Source organism: Nocardiopsis sp. iso_186, from assembly GCF_056173365.1.
The window spans coordinates 5,453,765-5,468,361 of sequence record NZ_CM149670.1; the positions used below are offsets into that span (position 1 = coordinate 5,453,765).

Genomic DNA, 14,597 nt, shown 5'->3' on the forward strand with positions numbered 1-14,597 from the left:
GCCATGAGCACCCCACTTCCCACCCGAATCGGCGGAGCCGTGCTGGGCACGATGACTTTCGGCGACACCGTGGACGAGGCGACGGCCGCGCGGATCATCGACCTGTCCGCGAACGCGGGCGTGCGGATGATCGACACGGCCAACGCCTACGCCGCCGGCCGCACCGAGGAGATCCTCGGCCGCGTCCTCACCGGGCACGAAGGCCGCTTCCTCGTCGCGACCAAGGCGGGCATGCCCCACGACGACGCCGGCGACGCCGCCCTGCTCTCCCGGGAAGGGATCCACCGCTCGTTGGAAGGCAGCCTCCGGCGGCTGGGCATGGACAAGGTGGACCTGTTCTACCTGCACCAACCGGACCGGTCAACGCCCGTCGAGGAGACCCTCGAAACCGTTGGCGGGCTCCTCTCCGAGGGCCGCATCGGCGCCTACGGCGTCTCCAACTACGCCGCCTGGCAGGTCGCGGAGATGAACGCCACCGCCGACCGGCTCGGCATCGACCGCCCCGTCGTCGCCCAGCAGCTGTACAACCTCGTCGCCCGGCGCATCGAGAACGAGTACGCCGAGTTCGCACGGACCGCCGGCCTGCACACGATGGTCTACAACCCCCTCGGAGGCGGGCTGCTCGTCGGGCGGCACCGCTTCGAGGAACGCCCCGACAGCGGCCGGTTCGGTGACTCGCGCCTGGCGGGAATGTACACCGAACGCTACTGGAACGCCCGGCTGTTCGAGGCGATCCGCTCACTCACCGACATCGCCGCCGGAGCCGGGATCTCGCTCATCGAGCTGTCGCTGCGGTGGCTGCTGTCCAAACCCGTCACGGACTCGGTGCTCGTCGGCGGCTCCCGTCCCGAACAGATCTCCGACAACCTCGCCGTCATCGCTCGCGGCCCGTTGGACGACGACACCGTCGCGGCCTGCGACGCGGTCGGGGAGGAACTGCACGGCCCGATGCCCGCCTACAACCGCTGAGGAGCACACATGCACCACGCCTCCACCGTCATCGAGGACCTCAAAGCCGGCGGGACCGCCGTCGGATACTGGGCCGTGCTCGACTCGCCCGTCTCCACCGAACGGGTCGCGAGGACCGGGTACGACTACATCGGCATCGACGCCCAGCACGGCCTCATGGGCTACGACGGCGTCCTGCGCAACCTCATGGCCATCGATGCCGCCCACGGACCGGCGGGGATCGTGCGCGTGGCCGCGAACGATCCCACCGTCATCGGGCAGGCTCTCGACGCGGGTGCGCTCGGTGTCATCGTGCCGCTGGTCAACAACGCCGAGGAGGCCGAGGCAGCCGTGCGCGCCGCCCGCTACCCCGGCCGCGGCATCCGCTCCTACGGGCCGATGCGTTCCGGGCTGCGGGTGGGTCCCAAGCCTCAGGACGCCAACGCCCAGACCCTCCTGCTCGTCATGATCGAGACCGAGGAAGGGCTGCGCAACGTCGAGGAGATCGCCGCCGTCAACGGGGTCGACGGCCTCTACATCGGCCCCTCCGACCTCATGCTCGCCGTCGGCGGCGCCTACCCCGGCGACCCGGAATCGGTCAACGCGCTCGAGGAGGCCGTCACGCGTACCCGTGACGCCGCTGCCGCCGCAGGGATCGTCCCGGCCATCCACACACCCGACGGAGCAACAGCGCGTCGCCGTTTGGACGCCGGGTTCCGGATGGTGACGATCGCGTCCGAGCTCACCCACCTCGAGGCGGTCGCGCGCGGCCACCTCGGCGACGCACGGGGATGAGCGCGACGATGCGGCGCCCCGCTGCGGCGACCGTCCGCGCCGTGTCCGTGATCGCCGATGACATGACGGGGGCCGGGGACAGCGCGCTCCAATTCGTCCGGACGGGATGGGAGGCGACCCTCCTGCTCAGCGGCGAGGCCCCTCCCCGTCCGGACCCCGCGTCCCCGCGGATCGTGGCCCGCTCCACCGACGTGCGCGCCGCGGATCGGGGGACGGCCCGGACCACGACCGCCCGAGCCGTGCGCGCGGCCATGGCCACGGCGGGCGACCGCGTCTACCTCAAGATCGACTCGACCGGGCGCGGATCGCTCGGGGCCCAGGTCCGCGGCGCGCTCGACGCCTGGGGTGAGGCCGTCCCCGCCGCGGCCGTGGTCTGCCCCGCCTACCCGGAGGCGGGACGCACCGTCGTCAACGGCTCTTTGCGGGTCAACGGCGGTCCAGCCACCGGTGGAGCGGCCGGACGCGACCCCGTCACCCCGCTGACGACCGACGACCTGACCGCCCTCACGGGCGGCCGTCGCGCACGCACCGACGAGATCGCCGGCCTCGAACCGGGCGACATCGCCGTGGTCGATGCGCGCACGCGCGGAGAACTCGACGCGATCGCCGCTGCGGTCCGCGATGCGGGCCCGCGGATCCTGCCGGTGGGCTCCGCCGGGCTGGCGGGCTCGCTCGGCCGCGCCTGGAACCCCGCACCGGCGTCGGGGGGCGGGCGGGCGCGGCTTCCTGCGCCGACCGACCTCGTGTTCGTGACCTCGCTGCACCCCGTCAGCAGCGGACAGATCCACCACGCCGCGACGCACGGCGCCGCCGAGGTGCACGAACTCCCTGCGGACCGCGTCCCGGATCCCGCCGTCCTCGCCCGGCTCCTCGGGGAGGCCGCCGGGCCGCCCCGCAGATGCCTGGTCCTGACGACACCACGGCAGCGGGACGGGGCCGACAGCGGCCCCGGGGCCCGCGATATCGCGCAGCGGCTGGGAGAGGCGGTCGCGGGCGCGATCGCAGACCGCGCACCGCGCGTCGTCGGACTTGTCGGCGGCGACGGCGCGCACACCGTGCTCGCCGGCCTCGGCGCGTCGGCGGCGCGCGTCCTCGGCGCGATCGACGAGGGCATGCCGATCCTCGTGCTCGACGACGGGCTCGTACCCGGGCTCGTCGTCTGGACGAAAGCCGGAGGGTTCGGCGGTACCGACCTGTTCACGACGCTTTTCGCCGATTCCTCCCACCGATAGGAGACAACCGCATGACCGCACCGACCCAGCTTCCCCGCCTGGCCGTCACCCTCGGTGACGTGGCGGGCATCGGCCCCGAGATCCTCGCGCGCACCCTGTTGGAGCACCCCGGGTTGCGCGGGCGCTGCATCCCCGTCGTCGTCGGCGACGCCGCGGCGATGCGTCGCGGCGTCGAGATCGTCGGTCTCGATCCCGACACGGTCCGCGTGATCGCCGATCCACGCGAGGCGGCCAACGACCCAGGGACGATCGAGATCGTCCAGACCGGCACGGACCTCAGCGAGGTCCCCCTCGGCGAGCTGTCCGCGACCGCGGGCGACGGCGCCTACCGGTACGTCGTGGAGGCCTGCGCGCTCGCCAAGAAGGGCGCGGTGGACGGAATCGTCACTCCCCCGCTCAACAAGGCGGCCATGCACCTCGGCGGCCACCCCTACCCGGGCCACACCGAGCTGCTCGCCCAGGAGTTCGGCGTCAACAACTACTCGCTCGTGCTCGGCGCCGGGGACCTCTACCTGTTCCACCTCACCACGCACGTGTCGCTGCGCCAGGCCATCGAGGACATCACCCCGAAGCGTACGGACCAGGTGCTTCTCCTGGCCTCGGCCTTCTCCCGCGCCCTGGGCGACGAGGACGCCCGGATCGGGTTGGCGGGCCTCAACCCGCACGCGGGGGAGAACCGGCTCTTCGGCAACGAGGACGCCGACGTGCTCGCCCCCGCGGTGGAGCGCGCCCGCGCGGCGGGGATCGACGCCCACGGGCCGATCGCCGCCGACGCCCTCATCCCGCAGGCGGTTCGCGGCCGCTGGAACCTCGTGATCGCCTGCTACCACGACCAGGGGCACGCACCGTTCAAGGCGGTGTACGGCGACGACGGCGTGAACATCACGGTCGGCCTGCCGGTCGTCCGCGTGTCGGTCAACCACGGGACGGCCTTCGACATCGCCGGTCAGGGGATCGCCCGTGAGGCGTCCCTCGTGCTCGCGATCGAGCGGGCCGCGGAACTCGCACCCGGTTGGCACCACGTGTGGGAAGCCGCGCGCAGCACCGCCCGGGGGGCAGCCGACGAGGCCGCGGTCTGACCCGGGGCCACGATCATCGGGGGTGGAGACGGCCGGGACGGACGTTTGCGCCCCCGGCGGGTCAACGGTTCGTCATGCCGGCCGGTACCAGGGCCCGGAACGGGCCGGGGTGACCGGAGGAGCAGGTCCGGTGGAGAGGGCTGCGCGGATACCGCGCCCAGGCGATGATGCGCACGCGGGCGGGGAGCCCGATCCGGGTCTCACGCGTCGGGGACGATCACGACCTTGCCGACGACGGTGCGGGACTCGGCCAGCGCCAATGCCGCCGCGGCATCCGAGAGCGGGATGCGGGCGGCGATCCGCAGCGCCAGGACTCCCGCTGCAAGGAGCCGCAGTACCTCGGTCAGGTCCGCGCGCAGCAGGGCACGGCAGGCGTCGGCGCGGCGGCGTCCGGCCCAGAAGTTGTAGAAGTGGGCGCTGCGGCCGTTGGGCAGCGCGTTCCACGCGGCGAGCCGTCCGAAGAGCGTGAGCACGGGCAGGCGGGAGCCGCCCTCGACGCCCTTCGTCGAGGCGGTGCCGTAGGAGACGAGTGTGCCGCCGCGTCGCAGCAGACGCCGGGAATGCACCAGGACCGTACCTCCGACGTGGTCGAACACCGCGTCCACCCCGTCCGGCGCGAGGGCCGGGATCTTCTCGTACATGCCCGCCTCGCGGTAGTCCACGGGGGTGGCGCCGAGCGCGCGCACGGCCTCGTGGTGGCGCGGTGCGGCCGTGCCGATCACGGTGATCCCTCACCTCCCTATGTCGTTGGGGAAGGCGGGTGTTAGGCGGGGAGGCAAAGTTTCTCTGCCCGGCATCGGAGCACCGTGCTCGTGCGTCGGTGACGGGGAAGGGGAAGTCGTGCCATGGACAAGCGGGCGGGGTCAACGCGCGCCCGCACGCGCGGGGGCTCCCCCGGGAAAGGGTGACTCCGTGCTGCGTCCCATGGGCGTTCCTTCCCGGGACACGGCACATGGTCAACACAGAGCAGTGGCAGCGGTCCTCGTCAGGGGTCCGACCCGCAGGGGCGCAGAAGCTCTTGCCGTCGCTTCCAGAGCATGGCCGAGGTCGGCCGCCTCGTTCTCCAGCCGCTCGGGCTCGACTACCGGTTCGGTGTCTCCCGCCCGTGGGGGCTTTCTGGTCGCCCCTTCCGAAGCGATCCGGCACATGGTGCTACTCCCCTGGGGCCGCCGGGGAGGGGGCCGCGGCTGGTGGCGATGCCGGCCCCACCAGCACGGCGGGCCGACGAAAATCCACGGTCAATGACTCCGGCCTTCAGGACCGGACTTCCTTTGGGGAAACCCCGTAGAAGTCGCGAAAAGACCGACTGAAGACCGCCGCGCTCTTGAATCCCCATTTTTCGGCAATTTGAAAAACGGGAACAGCGGAAAGCCCGGGGTCCACGAGGTCGCCGTACGCATTTTCAAGTCTTTTTCTCAATATCCACGAGCTCACCGTCATTTCTTCGGCGCCGAAAATCCGATGAAGGTAGCTCACCGATATATGGTGCGCGTCGGCCACCTCCTGCAAGGTCAGACCGGGGTCGCAGATCCTGAAACCGATGAACCGCTTGATCTCCAGCAGCAGCGTCCTCTTCCGCGTCTCGACCGGCAGCCGGCCTTCCACTTCCACCGATTTGGCGAACAGGCCGGAGACGAGGTCGCACATGACGACGGAAAGGTGATCGCCGTCACTTCGGGAGAAATCAGACGAATCAGAGACAAGGGTTCTTAAAAATTGTGTGACCAGGGCCCCGTATCCCACATTTGCCGAGAGCTTTTCTCCCACCAGGACATCGGTGTACTTGGCCGGGATCGACAAACTGCTCTTAGGGATCTCCAAACCGATTCCCCTTTGCTCAGGACACTCCCGGGCCGCACCGACCTCGAATGGGGTAGAGGTGTCCAAAATATTGATCTCACCAACCCCGACATCGACTTTCTTATTGCCGGAAACACCCTCCAGGCTCCCAAGGAAAACAAAGCTGAGGTGGTAGCACTCGGGATCCGACTGCCTGACCAACCGCTGACTTCTCTTGAACGTCACCGGCTGGAACACACTGGGCCACGCGCGGATCCCATTGATTTCGAGGGTGCGCTGGTAGGCCTGGAAGTCTCGACGGTGCTCGCTGCTGAGAGTGAGCGGGGCATGCGTACTGGCCACACAGTACTGCCAGTACTCGAACCGGTCTTCTTTCGGGAGATCATGAGTGCTGAATACAGTCTCTATCATATTCGTTTCTACCCGAATTTTAATCTGGACTCTAGTTTTCAACAAGATCGAATGTCTGTTTTATTGTGCCCCACGGCGTGCGGACACGCCATACATTGAAAATTTTTCGCCCTGCTGGTAAAAGCCGAGCCCTCAGACCAGTCGGCCCGTGCCCTCTGGAGGAACGTGGCCCGATGGCCACCACCGCCGGCGATATTGCCGAGCTTCTTGATGCCGACATGGGTCGGCGCGCCGGGACGGGGGTGTTCGCAGCGGCGGACGGCCTGGCCGGTGGGGCCGGTTCCGTCCAACGCAGCCGGTGCAGACCGTGGCGGGTCGCAAGGCGGTGCACTGTGGAGGCGGGCGTCCCCAGGATCGGGCCGATGTGCGCGGGTCGGGGCGTATGGCTGCGCTGCAACTGATCGAAGCGATCGACCGGCACGGCGCGGAACGGGTGAGTCAGGTGCGCGACGTGCTCGCCCGCCATCCAGACGTCCGAGTGCAGGACCTCGACGTGGCCGCGGAACTCGTTGTGGGAACGGTCGAGCTGAACACCCACAAGCTCATGGCAACCCCCCACCCCGTCCAGGTTGAGAGGGTGGAGAAGGAGCTGGTCGCCATGATCACTCGATACCTGCACGGCGATCGGTGATTGCACGTAGTACCGACCGCAAGAGAACCTGGGTCACTGCCGACGGGAGTGTCAACAACGCCTGTGGTTACTGGCAAGGTCCCGGAGGGATACGTCCGGCACCTGCCGGTCCGCCGGCGCCCGCATCCGGGTCTGGTCCGGGTAGGCGATGTGGTCGTCGAAAGCGGCCGCCGCCGTTCCCGGCCGCCCGCCCATCGACGACGCCCTCCACAGGCTGTGGATGGCCCACCGGCCGTCCACAGATATCAGCATCGGGACGGCTGCGCCCGCCGTCCGGCAGTTCCGACGACGGGCACCGCCGTCCCGATACGACCGTGGCACCGCCGAAGAGGGAGACGATGAGTAGCGAGGGCAACGACGCGGCGGACCGCATCGGGCCCGGCCCCACCACGCGGCCGTTCATCGCTTCGGGCGGCCACGGCCTTCACCCGACTCTCCCGTTCTTCCTGGTGGTGGCGCTGGAGGCAGTGGTGACGACAATGGTGTCCGCCCGGTGTCGACCCCCGTCCCCGCAGGCGAGACACTTCCTCCACGGCTCGGCCCGGGCGCGCGTCGAGCGCGCCGGCCCCTCGGGTTCGTCCCCGGAGCCGGATGGGCCCCGGCCAGGTTGCTCACATCGAGTCGGTGCCCTGATCGTCGTCGGGCACCCAACGCAGCACATCACCCGGCTGGCAGTCCAACGTGCGACAGATCGCGTCGAGGGTGGTGAACCGCACCGCCTTGGCACGGCCGTTCTTCAACACGGCGATGTTCGCGGGGGTGATCCCGACGGACTCGGCGAACTCTCCCACCGACATGTTGCGCCGGGCGAGCTGAAGGTCGAGATCGACGATGATCGCCATCAGACCACCTCTGCGATCTCGGTCTGCAGGTCCGTCGCTTTGCGCAGGAGCCCGCGCATGAGGACGAGCAGCATCGCGAACGAGGCGCCCACACCGGCTGCCACGACCGCGACGCCCAAGGCGCTGATCGCCTCCATGGCGTCGGGCATCGGGACCCCGAACACGAGGAGGTGCACCGTCACGCCGACCGCGAGCAGGGTCGCCACGACCGTGGACCCGATGATGACGTCCACCCAACGGAATGCCTGCGAGGTGAAGAGCGCATCGCGTCGGAGCATGTCCAGCAGTATCCACACCGCGAGGAGGGCGAGCTGGATGCAGGCGACCCCGATGATCGCCACCGTCATGTACGGCACGGCGAACGGCGCGTACGGCGGGAACCGGTTGACCTCGCCGGCTGCCGTTCCGGGGATGACCACGAGCTGGCCGAAGAAGCCGATCAGAATCGCCAGGGCGATGGCAGCGCGGAGGGCGAAGACGAAGTATCGATCCATATATCGATTATCAACAGATATCTATCGAAAATCAATAGGTCGGAAGTGACTGACGACGCCTTCCCCTACCGTGATGGCTCCGCCTGCGTCGGCCGACAGGGCGTAGCGGCAGATGGCGTCGATGCCGGCATGTCCCACGAGCCCGGCCACGGCGAACACCTCGACACAACCGTTCTTGGCCGGCTCGGACACGGAGTCCACCGGCCCGCTGTTGACAAAGCACCGAAGCGGTTTGACGATTCCCGCCAGGCCCCAGGACGGCAATCCTCCCGATCGCTTCACTCCCAGCGCCCCGGCCGGCCGCAGCGCTTCGAAGCGACCGGCCGGACAGCGAAAAGCCGGTCGGGAGGGTCCAGAACGGCCGGCCCCTCGCCATGGTGCCCTGACGAGGGGCCGTGGGGTTCTTCGCACCGGTGCTCCTGCTGCTGTCTCACGGCTCCAGCGCCCGGTTCACCGAGGGACCACGACGAGGACTGCCCGCTTTCAGCCGGACACGCGCCCGCCCCGCGGGGTGAACACCACCTCACGCGCCCGTTCGGGAGTGACCACCTGGCGGAGGGCGGGATCGGTGAGCAGCACCACCGGGGCGATCCGGTTCGGCGACAACGGATACCACCCCACCAGGGCTTCCTGGATGACGGTCCAGGCGTCATCGGTTGCTCCCGCGGACGCCAGTTCCCGTGCCGTGTCGAGGGCACGCTCGAAGGCGGGCGGTTCGGGCAACCGGTGGTCGGCGAGCCAGGTGTCCTGCTCCTGGCCGGCCGACGGCACCTTGAGACCGGGCAGGGCTTCACCCAGAACGTGGATCGCGTTGGCAGCGTTGCCGGACGTGCCCGGATCGACGCTGTGCAGGAAGAGCGGAATCGTCTCGGCGTTGACCTGCTCGGCGCCAATCTCGGCCACCACATGGGGACGGTGCAGCAGACCGCGCAGCTTGTGATGGGTTCCGCGGACATCGAGGAAGGCCGAGAGCACCACCTTCAGATAAGCGGCGGCACCGGATCCTTTCTCCTCAGCGCGCCGAAAGGCGTCCAAGGCGTCGCCCACCCGTCCGCGCAGTGCGGCCCTGCGTCCCCGGGCGAGGAGCTCCCTGGCGCCCTCCGGACGCACCGGGCGCCCCTCTGCTGCGCTCAGTTCCTCGAACGAGGCGCGTTCGTCGGCCACGAGGTCCGCGAAGGACACGTGCCGCTCCCCCAGCCCCGGGTACCAGGCGGCCCACACGTAGGCGGCCCACTCGCCGTCGGGGGAGACGTCCCCCGCGTCCAACAACCAGTACTGGGCGTCGCCCTCACCCGAGACCAGCAGTACCGGCCCGGCCGGCTCCTCGTGTTCCAGGTATTTCTCGTCGAGCACGTGCTCGTCCTGGAGGTCGCCCAGCCAACCGACAGTGGCGGCGGAGCGCAGGTTGGAGATGAACGCCCCCATGGTCGCCCAACCGTCGGATGTGGCGAGGAACGAGCGGTAGCTGGGCGGCAACCGGGCCCCGAGTCGCTTCTCCAGGTCCGTGATCTGCTCCTCCGTGGCACCGTCATAACCCAGCCAGGAAGCGAGGCGCTGGTCGTCGGTGGTGCCGAAGAGCTGTCCCTCGTCCAGGGCACGCAGCATGTCGGCGCTGTACTCGGCCAGGTAGGCCCGCCAGCGTTCGACGGTGGCGGGCGGGCCGGTCACCGGGTCTCCCGCGACTCCCGCGTACGGCGTCGGGGACTCCCCCGCCGCGTAGCGGTGTCCGGCGAACGCCTCGTAGGTGTGACCTGCGGAGAAGAACCGCACTCGGCTGAGCTGGGTCTCGGAGGCACCGCAGTTGCGGGTGAACTCCAGCCTCAGGTACGTGTAGGGCGTGTCCGCGGCAGGACCGGTGATGTGGAAGTCACGGGAGAGGTGCCGTCCGGGGAAGAACTCGGCGGAACAGGTGTCGAGCGTGACCCAGGTCCGACCGTCCGCCGACCCCTTGAGCACCCAGTCGCGGGGGTCGCGGTCGGAGAAGTCGTTGGCGGAGACCAGGGCGTATCGCCGGATGTGGACGGGTTCGACCATGGTGAACTCCAGCCAGTCGGAGTCGCGCCGGGACAGCCATTTGGTGGAGGCGTCGTCGAGCAGGTTGGCGGCGATCTCGCCAGCCGCCGCGTACTCGTTGCCCGCCCGTACCCCGCTCACCTTGTCGGTGATCTCGTCCGCGTTCCCGACCCCGTCCAAGTTGACGGTGCGAAGGACGATCGAGCCGCCGCTGCCCTCCCCGTCCGCCCAATTGACCCGCACAGCCGGTGCACCGCCGTCCTCGATGAGCAGTCGGAGGTCCCGCCCCCCTTTCCCGCCCTCTGCCCGGAACCGGTGACCGGGGAGGTCGGGGAGCCGCCCCGCCAACCGGCCCCGCCATGCACAGGACGTGCCGTCCGAGGCGATCCGCATACCGGTGAAGGTGGTCATGTCGGGATCGAACCCGATCATGGACTCGGCGCCGGCGAGGTCCCGCCAGCCGAGCTGGACCAGCGGGACGGCTTCGCCTGGCTCGAACCTGACTCTCAGCCGGTGGCCCGGTGTCCACTCCCCTGCTCCGTCTCGCTGCTGTTCGGTGAGGAAGACGAGGGCAGACGTGTTCTCTTCCATTGGGCTCCAACCGGTGAGGGGTCCGGGGCGGGGCCGGCTGTGGGGCAGCCGAAGCCCGGATTCGCAGAAGAGTAGGCGCACGATCTGACATTCAGCCCGGGCCCGCATCCGCTGGGTCCTGGGCACGTGGGGCCGGCCCGTGCGTTGCGGATCGCCGGCACCACGACACCGTCGATCATCGACACGAGGAAGTCCCGGTCGAACGGCTTGCGCTGGACCGGTGCGCGGTAGGCGACGATCGACGGGACGACCTGGGAGAGCGTGTCGATAACCGTGCGTGGTGTGGCACCATAAGCCGATGCGCCATGTGACCGACGCCGAACGCCGCGCTCGATTGGCCGTTCGGCACGCTCTGGCACCGGATTTTCGGGTTGCCTCCCCCACGGCGGCAACCCGGGCGATGACCGCACTGCATGCGACCGAGCCGGCCACGGTCTACCTGTCATGCTGGGCGCGCGTCGCCTCGCTGACCGTCTCGGACGTTGACCGAGCGCTCTACGAGGATCGCCGGCTGGTGAAACAGCTGGCGATGCGGCGCACGCTCTTCGTGTTCCCCCACGAGCTGCTGCCGGCCGTGTGGCCGAGTGCTTCTGCGCGTGTCGCCGGCACGGAACGCGCCCGCATGGCGAAGGATGTGGTCAAGGCAGGTCTTACCGACGACGGCGACGGCTGGCTCGACCAGGCAAGGGAAGAAGTCCTCGCCCTGCTCGCCGACGCTCCGCAGGGCCTGGCGGCCATCGATGCACGCCGGGCCGTGCCGAGGATCGATGTGAAGGTCGAAGGAACAGCGGGCGAGGTGTGGTCGGCACCGCGAGTGCTCACCCACCTGGGTGCCACCGCGGATATCGTGCGCGGTGTCAACACCGGCCGCTTCACGACCTCGCAACCGCGATGGACCCTGACCCGACACTGGCTCGATGACGTTCCCCCACCGTGGAGCGCCGGCGAGGGCTATCGGGAACTCGTCCGACGCTGGCTCTACAGCTTCGGCCCCGGAACCGAGGACGACCTCGTCTGGTGGCTGGGTGCCACCAAAACGATCGTGCGCAGAGCCCTGGCCGAACTGGAAGCCGTCACCGTCTCCCTCGATGACGGCACCACCGGGTGGCTCCTGCCCGACGATGTCGCCGCGGTGGCCGACCCGGGCGAGTGGGTCGCGCTGCTCCCGGTCCTCGATCCGACCGTCATGGGCTGGCGCGGCCGGGACTTCTACCTCGGCCCGCACCGTGAACAGCTCTTCGAGGGCCGTGGCAACGCCGGGACAACGGCATGGGCCAACGGTCGCGCGATCGGGTCATGGGTCCAGGACGACGCCGGAGTCGTCCGGGTCCACCTACTCGAATCCGTTCCGGCCTCGACGCAGCGGGCTCTCGCGAACGAGGCGACGCGACTGACCGAGTGGCTCGACGGTGTTCGTATCGGCACCGGCTATGTATCGCCTGCGATGAGGGTCGCTTCGAACACGACGGGATGACAGGTCAGGCGGACGTCGCACGCTCGTCCCCGGCACCGTCATCGGTTGGAACTCCGAAGACCACAGGGCACGGTTCGTGCCGTCTCCTGCTGCCCCGTCGCACGACCGCGATGGTCCGTACGTGCCCGGTCGTCCGCCCGGGCACGGCTGCTCCAGGAACGCGTGCCCTTCTGTGCTCCCGGGTCCCCTTGCGCTGACGCCGGGGCGGCCGTCACGACACGGCCGGTGCGAGGGCACGACGCGAAAACCGCCCTACCCGGTCCCGGCCTCTCGGTGGGACTCGCTGCCCTCGCGGTAGAAGACGTAACCGGCGTGGTGGAGAACATCGCCGTCGAATTCCCCATCGGCGGTGAACCCGGTGTCGTCCCAGTACTCGATGCGGCTGCCGGTCACCTCGTAGCGTCCGGTATAGGCGCTCTCGCGCTGCCCACGCGCCTCGTCGTAGCGTCCGTTCGGCAGCAGCTCCTGACGGATGCGGTTGTCTGCGGTGACCCACATACCGACGTACGGGTGCGCTTCCATTGTCGTCACTTCCTCCGTGGTCGGCTCGGGTGATGTGGTGGGCCCGGCCACCCCTGCTTCCGGGGCGGATCCCGACTCGTTCCCGCACGCCGTCGCCACGAAGGTGGCGGCGAGCAGGAGAACGGTCAGGGCACCGAGACGCGCAACCGTTCCGGGCCCCTCAGGGAACCGCGAGCACGGTTCCCGGGAACCACGTTTCGTTTTCCGGCTCATGCGAGTGGCTTTCCGGTTGCCGCGGGTGGGGTCGCAACCGGGGAACGGTCCTGTCACGCCGTACTTCCTTCTTCCCGGTAGAGAACGAGGTGCTCGTGGTGGAGAACCCCGTCGCGGACGTCCCCCGTAGCGGTGAAGCCGGTGTCGTTGACGTAGTCGATGTGGGTCCCCTTGACGGTGTAATCGCCGGTGTAGGCGCTCCTTCGGCTGCCGCGCGCCTCGTCGTAGCGCCCATCGGGCAGCAATTCCTGTCGGATGTAACCGTCTGCGGTAACCCACATACCGACGTAGGGGTGGGGTGCGGTCCCGTCGTCAGTCATGTCCTCGAAACTCCTTCGCCGTTGAGAGATGGGACGGGGCCCCGGCACTCACCGGGGGCCTGGACGTCCGGCTCGTTCGGACAGCCGGTACGGGTATCCGGTAACACCCGGTACAGGCATCCGACCGATCGCCACGCACTGGATGCTCCCCCGTTCGTACTGGGAGGGAGCTCCACGGCCTTCGTGTGCAGTCTCGTTCAGTTCCTTCGGAGTAACCAGGGAGCCGTTTTCCTGGGTACGGCGCTCCCAGTCAGGTGGTCGGAGCACCGTTCGCCGCACACCTCCCGTCCGATCGACGGGTGGACGGGAAGTCCTAGCGGAACGGTCCGAAGGACCGGGGGCCGGTCGCGGCCCGTCGTGTCAGTGCTCAGGACGGAACGGTTCCCGGCGGCGGGGAGCACGGCGGAGGCCGGACCCGCACGCAACGCTGGTGCTGATCCTCGACGCCATGACCGGCTCATCGGCCGTGGTACAGAACGGGCGGTTGGACATCCTCGCGGCCAACCGCCTCGGGTATGCGCGCTACTCGGAGATCTTTGCCGCCCCGCCGGCCAACCACGCCCGTTTCGTGTTCCTCGATCCCCGCGCACACGACTTCTATCCGGACTGGCAACGGGCAGCCAACGACACCGCCGCCATCCTGCGTGCCGAAGCCGGTGGCGACCCCTACGACCGGGCACTGTGCAACCTGGTCGGTGAGTTGTCCACCCGGAGCGAGGACTTCCGTGTCCGGTGGGCGGAACACAACGTCCACCAGCACCGCACCGGTGTCAAGCAGTTCCGCCACCCCGTCGTGGGCCTGCTCGAATTGAGTTTCGAGGCCATGGAACTGACCGCTGACTCCGGCCTCTCCCCCATGGCGTACAGCGCCGAACCGGCATCGCCCTCCCAGGAGTCCCTGGAGCTTCTTGCCAGTTGGGCGGCCACTGTCGAACGCGAGCAGGACGAGAACGGATCCGTCGATGCAGCGTTTTCCCTGCTCGACCGGCCGGAGACGTAACCGGGCGGGCCGGTGAACGGTGCGGATCCGCACACATTGTCCACAGGCTGTGGACAATGTGCCGGTTGTGGACGAATTCTCCACCGAACGACAGCCGATCGCCCCGGCTCCCGCACGCGAACCGTTCTTGTCGGCCGGCACGTGAACGGGCCTCCCGGACGCATGCGCCTCCACGGCTCGGCGCACGAAGCCGACGCGCCGGTTACGGCCCGGCGTCAACGACCGTGCGGTC

15 protein-coding genes are annotated in these 14,597 nt (G+C 69.1%); 7 read left to right on the forward strand and 8 right to left on the reverse strand.

Features of this window, described 5'->3' with window-relative positions:
* Positions 1 to 3: 3 nt before the first annotated feature.
* The 4 genes from AC0VYP_RS23825 to pdxA are packed head-to-tail and all read left to right on the forward strand — an operon-like array spanning position 4 to position 4,054.
* Positions 4 to 969 carry an aldo/keto reductase gene (locus tag AC0VYP_RS23825; RefSeq protein ID WP_285758076.1) on the forward strand — a complete coding sequence of 322 codons (966 nt, stop codon included), beginning with the start codon at positions 4 to 6 and terminating at the stop codon, positions 967 to 969.
* 9 nt (positions 970 to 978) lie between these two features.
* Positions 979 to 1,743, forward strand: a complete 765-nt coding sequence (locus AC0VYP_RS23830) for an HpcH/HpaI aldolase family protein (protein WP_475471943.1) — start codon at positions 979 to 981, stop codon at positions 1,741 to 1,743.
* Positions 1,740 to 2,975: a four-carbon acid sugar kinase family protein gene (locus tag AC0VYP_RS23835; RefSeq protein WP_475471944.1), complete on the forward strand. Its 1,236-nt coding sequence runs from the start codon at positions 1,740 to 1,742 to the stop codon at positions 2,973 to 2,975. Before AC0VYP_RS23830 ends, AC0VYP_RS23835 begins: the two co-directional genes overlap by 4 nt.
* A gap of 11 nt (positions 2,976 to 2,986) precedes the next feature.
* On the forward strand, positions 2,987 to 4,054 hold the full coding sequence (pdxA, locus tag AC0VYP_RS23840; RefSeq protein ID WP_475471945.1) for a 4-hydroxythreonine-4-phosphate dehydrogenase PdxA: 1,068 nt from the start codon (positions 2,987 to 2,989) through the stop codon (positions 4,052 to 4,054).
* 200 nt (positions 4,055 to 4,254) lie between these two features.
* On the opposite strand, the gene AC0VYP_RS23845 is transcribed toward pdxA, so the two are convergent.
* Together AC0VYP_RS23845 and AC0VYP_RS23850 are read right to left on the reverse strand one after the other, a co-directional pair.
* Positions 4,255 to 4,776 carry a zinc-binding dehydrogenase gene (locus AC0VYP_RS23845; RefSeq protein ID WP_285758070.1) on the reverse strand — a complete coding sequence of 174 codons (522 nt, stop codon included), beginning with the start codon at positions 4,774 to 4,776 and terminating at the stop codon, positions 4,255 to 4,257.
* Between the two features lie 532 nt (positions 4,777 to 5,308).
* On the reverse strand, positions 5,309 to 6,265 hold the full coding sequence (locus tag AC0VYP_RS23850; protein ID WP_475471946.1) for an AraC family transcriptional regulator: 957 nt from the start codon (positions 6,263 to 6,265) through the stop codon (positions 5,309 to 5,311).
* A gap of 382 nt (positions 6,266 to 6,647) precedes the next feature.
* Here AC0VYP_RS23850 and AC0VYP_RS23855 point away from each other — a divergent pair, with 382 nt between their 5' ends.
* Positions 6,648 to 6,896, forward strand: coding sequence for a hypothetical protein (locus AC0VYP_RS23855; protein WP_475471947.1), 249 nt, complete (start codon positions 6,648 to 6,650; stop codon positions 6,894 to 6,896).
* Positions 6,897 to 7,507: 611 nt separating this feature from the next.
* On the opposite strand, the gene AC0VYP_RS23860 is transcribed toward AC0VYP_RS23855, so the two are convergent.
* From AC0VYP_RS23860 to AC0VYP_RS23875, 4 genes are all read right to left on the reverse strand, one after another.
* On the reverse strand, positions 7,508 to 7,738 hold the full coding sequence (locus AC0VYP_RS23860; RefSeq protein WP_475471948.1) for a helix-turn-helix domain-containing protein: 231 nt from the start codon (positions 7,736 to 7,738) through the stop codon (positions 7,508 to 7,510).
* Entirely contained in the window at positions 7,738 to 8,232 is a 495-nt protein-coding gene (locus tag AC0VYP_RS23865) for a DUF2975 domain-containing protein (protein ID WP_475471949.1), read from the reverse strand. The genes AC0VYP_RS23860 and AC0VYP_RS23865 overlap by 1 nt, the downstream gene beginning before the upstream one ends.
* A gap of 21 nt (positions 8,233 to 8,253) precedes the next feature.
* Positions 8,254 to 8,514, reverse strand: coding sequence for a hypothetical protein (locus AC0VYP_RS23870; RefSeq protein WP_475471950.1), 261 nt, complete (start codon positions 8,512 to 8,514; stop codon positions 8,254 to 8,256).
* A gap of 201 nt (positions 8,515 to 8,715) precedes the next feature.
* On the reverse strand, positions 8,716 to 10,836 hold the full coding sequence (locus tag AC0VYP_RS23875; protein ID WP_475471951.1) for an SMI1/KNR4 family protein: 2,121 nt from the start codon (positions 10,834 to 10,836) through the stop codon (positions 8,716 to 8,718).
* Between the two features lie 400 nt (positions 10,837 to 11,236).
* Between AC0VYP_RS23875 and AC0VYP_RS23880 the strand changes: the two genes are divergently transcribed.
* Complete coding sequence (locus AC0VYP_RS23880; protein WP_475471952.1) at positions 11,237 to 12,310, forward strand: winged helix DNA-binding domain-containing protein; 1,074 nt, start codon at positions 11,237 to 11,239, stop codon at positions 12,308 to 12,310.
* Positions 12,311 to 12,562: 252 nt separating this feature from the next.
* Here the strand turns inward: AC0VYP_RS23880 and AC0VYP_RS23885 are convergent, their stop codons facing one another.
* Together AC0VYP_RS23885 and AC0VYP_RS23890 are read right to left on the reverse strand one after the other, a co-directional pair.
* On the reverse strand, positions 12,563 to 12,832 hold the full coding sequence (locus tag AC0VYP_RS23885) for an Atu4866 domain-containing protein (protein WP_285758055.1): 270 nt from the start codon (positions 12,830 to 12,832) through the stop codon (positions 12,563 to 12,565).
* Positions 12,833 to 13,098: 266 nt separating this feature from the next.
* Positions 13,099 to 13,365 (reverse strand): Atu4866 domain-containing protein, encoded by a 267-nt coding sequence (locus AC0VYP_RS23890; protein ID WP_475471953.1) that lies wholly within the window; start codon positions 13,363 to 13,365, stop codon positions 13,099 to 13,101.
* Positions 13,366 to 13,795: 430 nt separating this feature from the next.
* Between AC0VYP_RS23890 and AC0VYP_RS23895 the strand changes: the two genes are divergently transcribed.
* On the forward strand, positions 13,796 to 14,365 hold the full coding sequence (locus tag AC0VYP_RS23895; protein WP_475471954.1) for an MmyB family transcriptional regulator: 570 nt from the start codon (positions 13,796 to 13,798) through the stop codon (positions 14,363 to 14,365).
* The last annotated feature ends 232 nt before the right edge of the window (positions 14,366 to 14,597 follow it).

Coding starts and splice junctions, on each gene's coding strand:
- AC0VYP_RS23890 (WP_475471953.1), bottom strand. CDS start 13,365: ATGACTGACGACGGGACCGCACCCCACCCCTACGTCGGTATGTGGGTT.
- AC0VYP_RS23825 (WP_285758076.1), top strand. CDS start 4: ATGAGCACCCCACTTCCCACCCGAATCGGCGGAGCCGTGCTGGGCACG.
- AC0VYP_RS23830 (WP_475471943.1), top strand. CDS start 979: ATGCACCACGCCTCCACCGTCATCGAGGACCTCAAAGCCGGCGGGACC.
- AC0VYP_RS23855 (WP_475471947.1), top strand. CDS start 6,648: ATGGCTGCGCTGCAACTGATCGAAGCGATCGACCGGCACGGCGCGGAA.
- AC0VYP_RS23850 (WP_475471946.1), bottom strand. CDS start 6,265: ATGATAGAGACTGTATTCAGCACTCATGATCTCCCGAAAGAAGACCGG.
- AC0VYP_RS23860 (WP_475471948.1), bottom strand. CDS start 7,738: ATGGCGATCATCGTCGATCTCGACCTTCAGCTCGCCCGGCGCAACATG.
- AC0VYP_RS23885 (WP_285758055.1), bottom strand. CDS start 12,832: ATGGAAGCGCACCCGTACGTCGGTATGTGGGTCACCGCAGACAACCGC.
- pdxA (WP_475471945.1), top strand. CDS start 2,987: ATGACCGCACCGACCCAGCTTCCCCGCCTGGCCGTCACCCTCGGTGAC.
- AC0VYP_RS23880 (WP_475471952.1), top strand. CDS start 11,237: ATGACCGCACTGCATGCGACCGAGCCGGCCACGGTCTACCTGTCATGC.
- AC0VYP_RS23875 (WP_475471951.1), bottom strand. CDS start 10,836: ATGGAAGAGAACACGTCTGCCCTCGTCTTCCTCACCGAACAGCAGCGA.
- AC0VYP_RS23865 (WP_475471949.1), bottom strand. CDS start 8,232: ATGGATCGATACTTCGTCTTCGCCCTCCGCGCTGCCATCGCCCTGGCG.
- AC0VYP_RS23835 (WP_475471944.1), top strand. CDS start 1,740: ATGAGCGCGACGATGCGGCGCCCCGCTGCGGCGACCGTCCGCGCCGTG.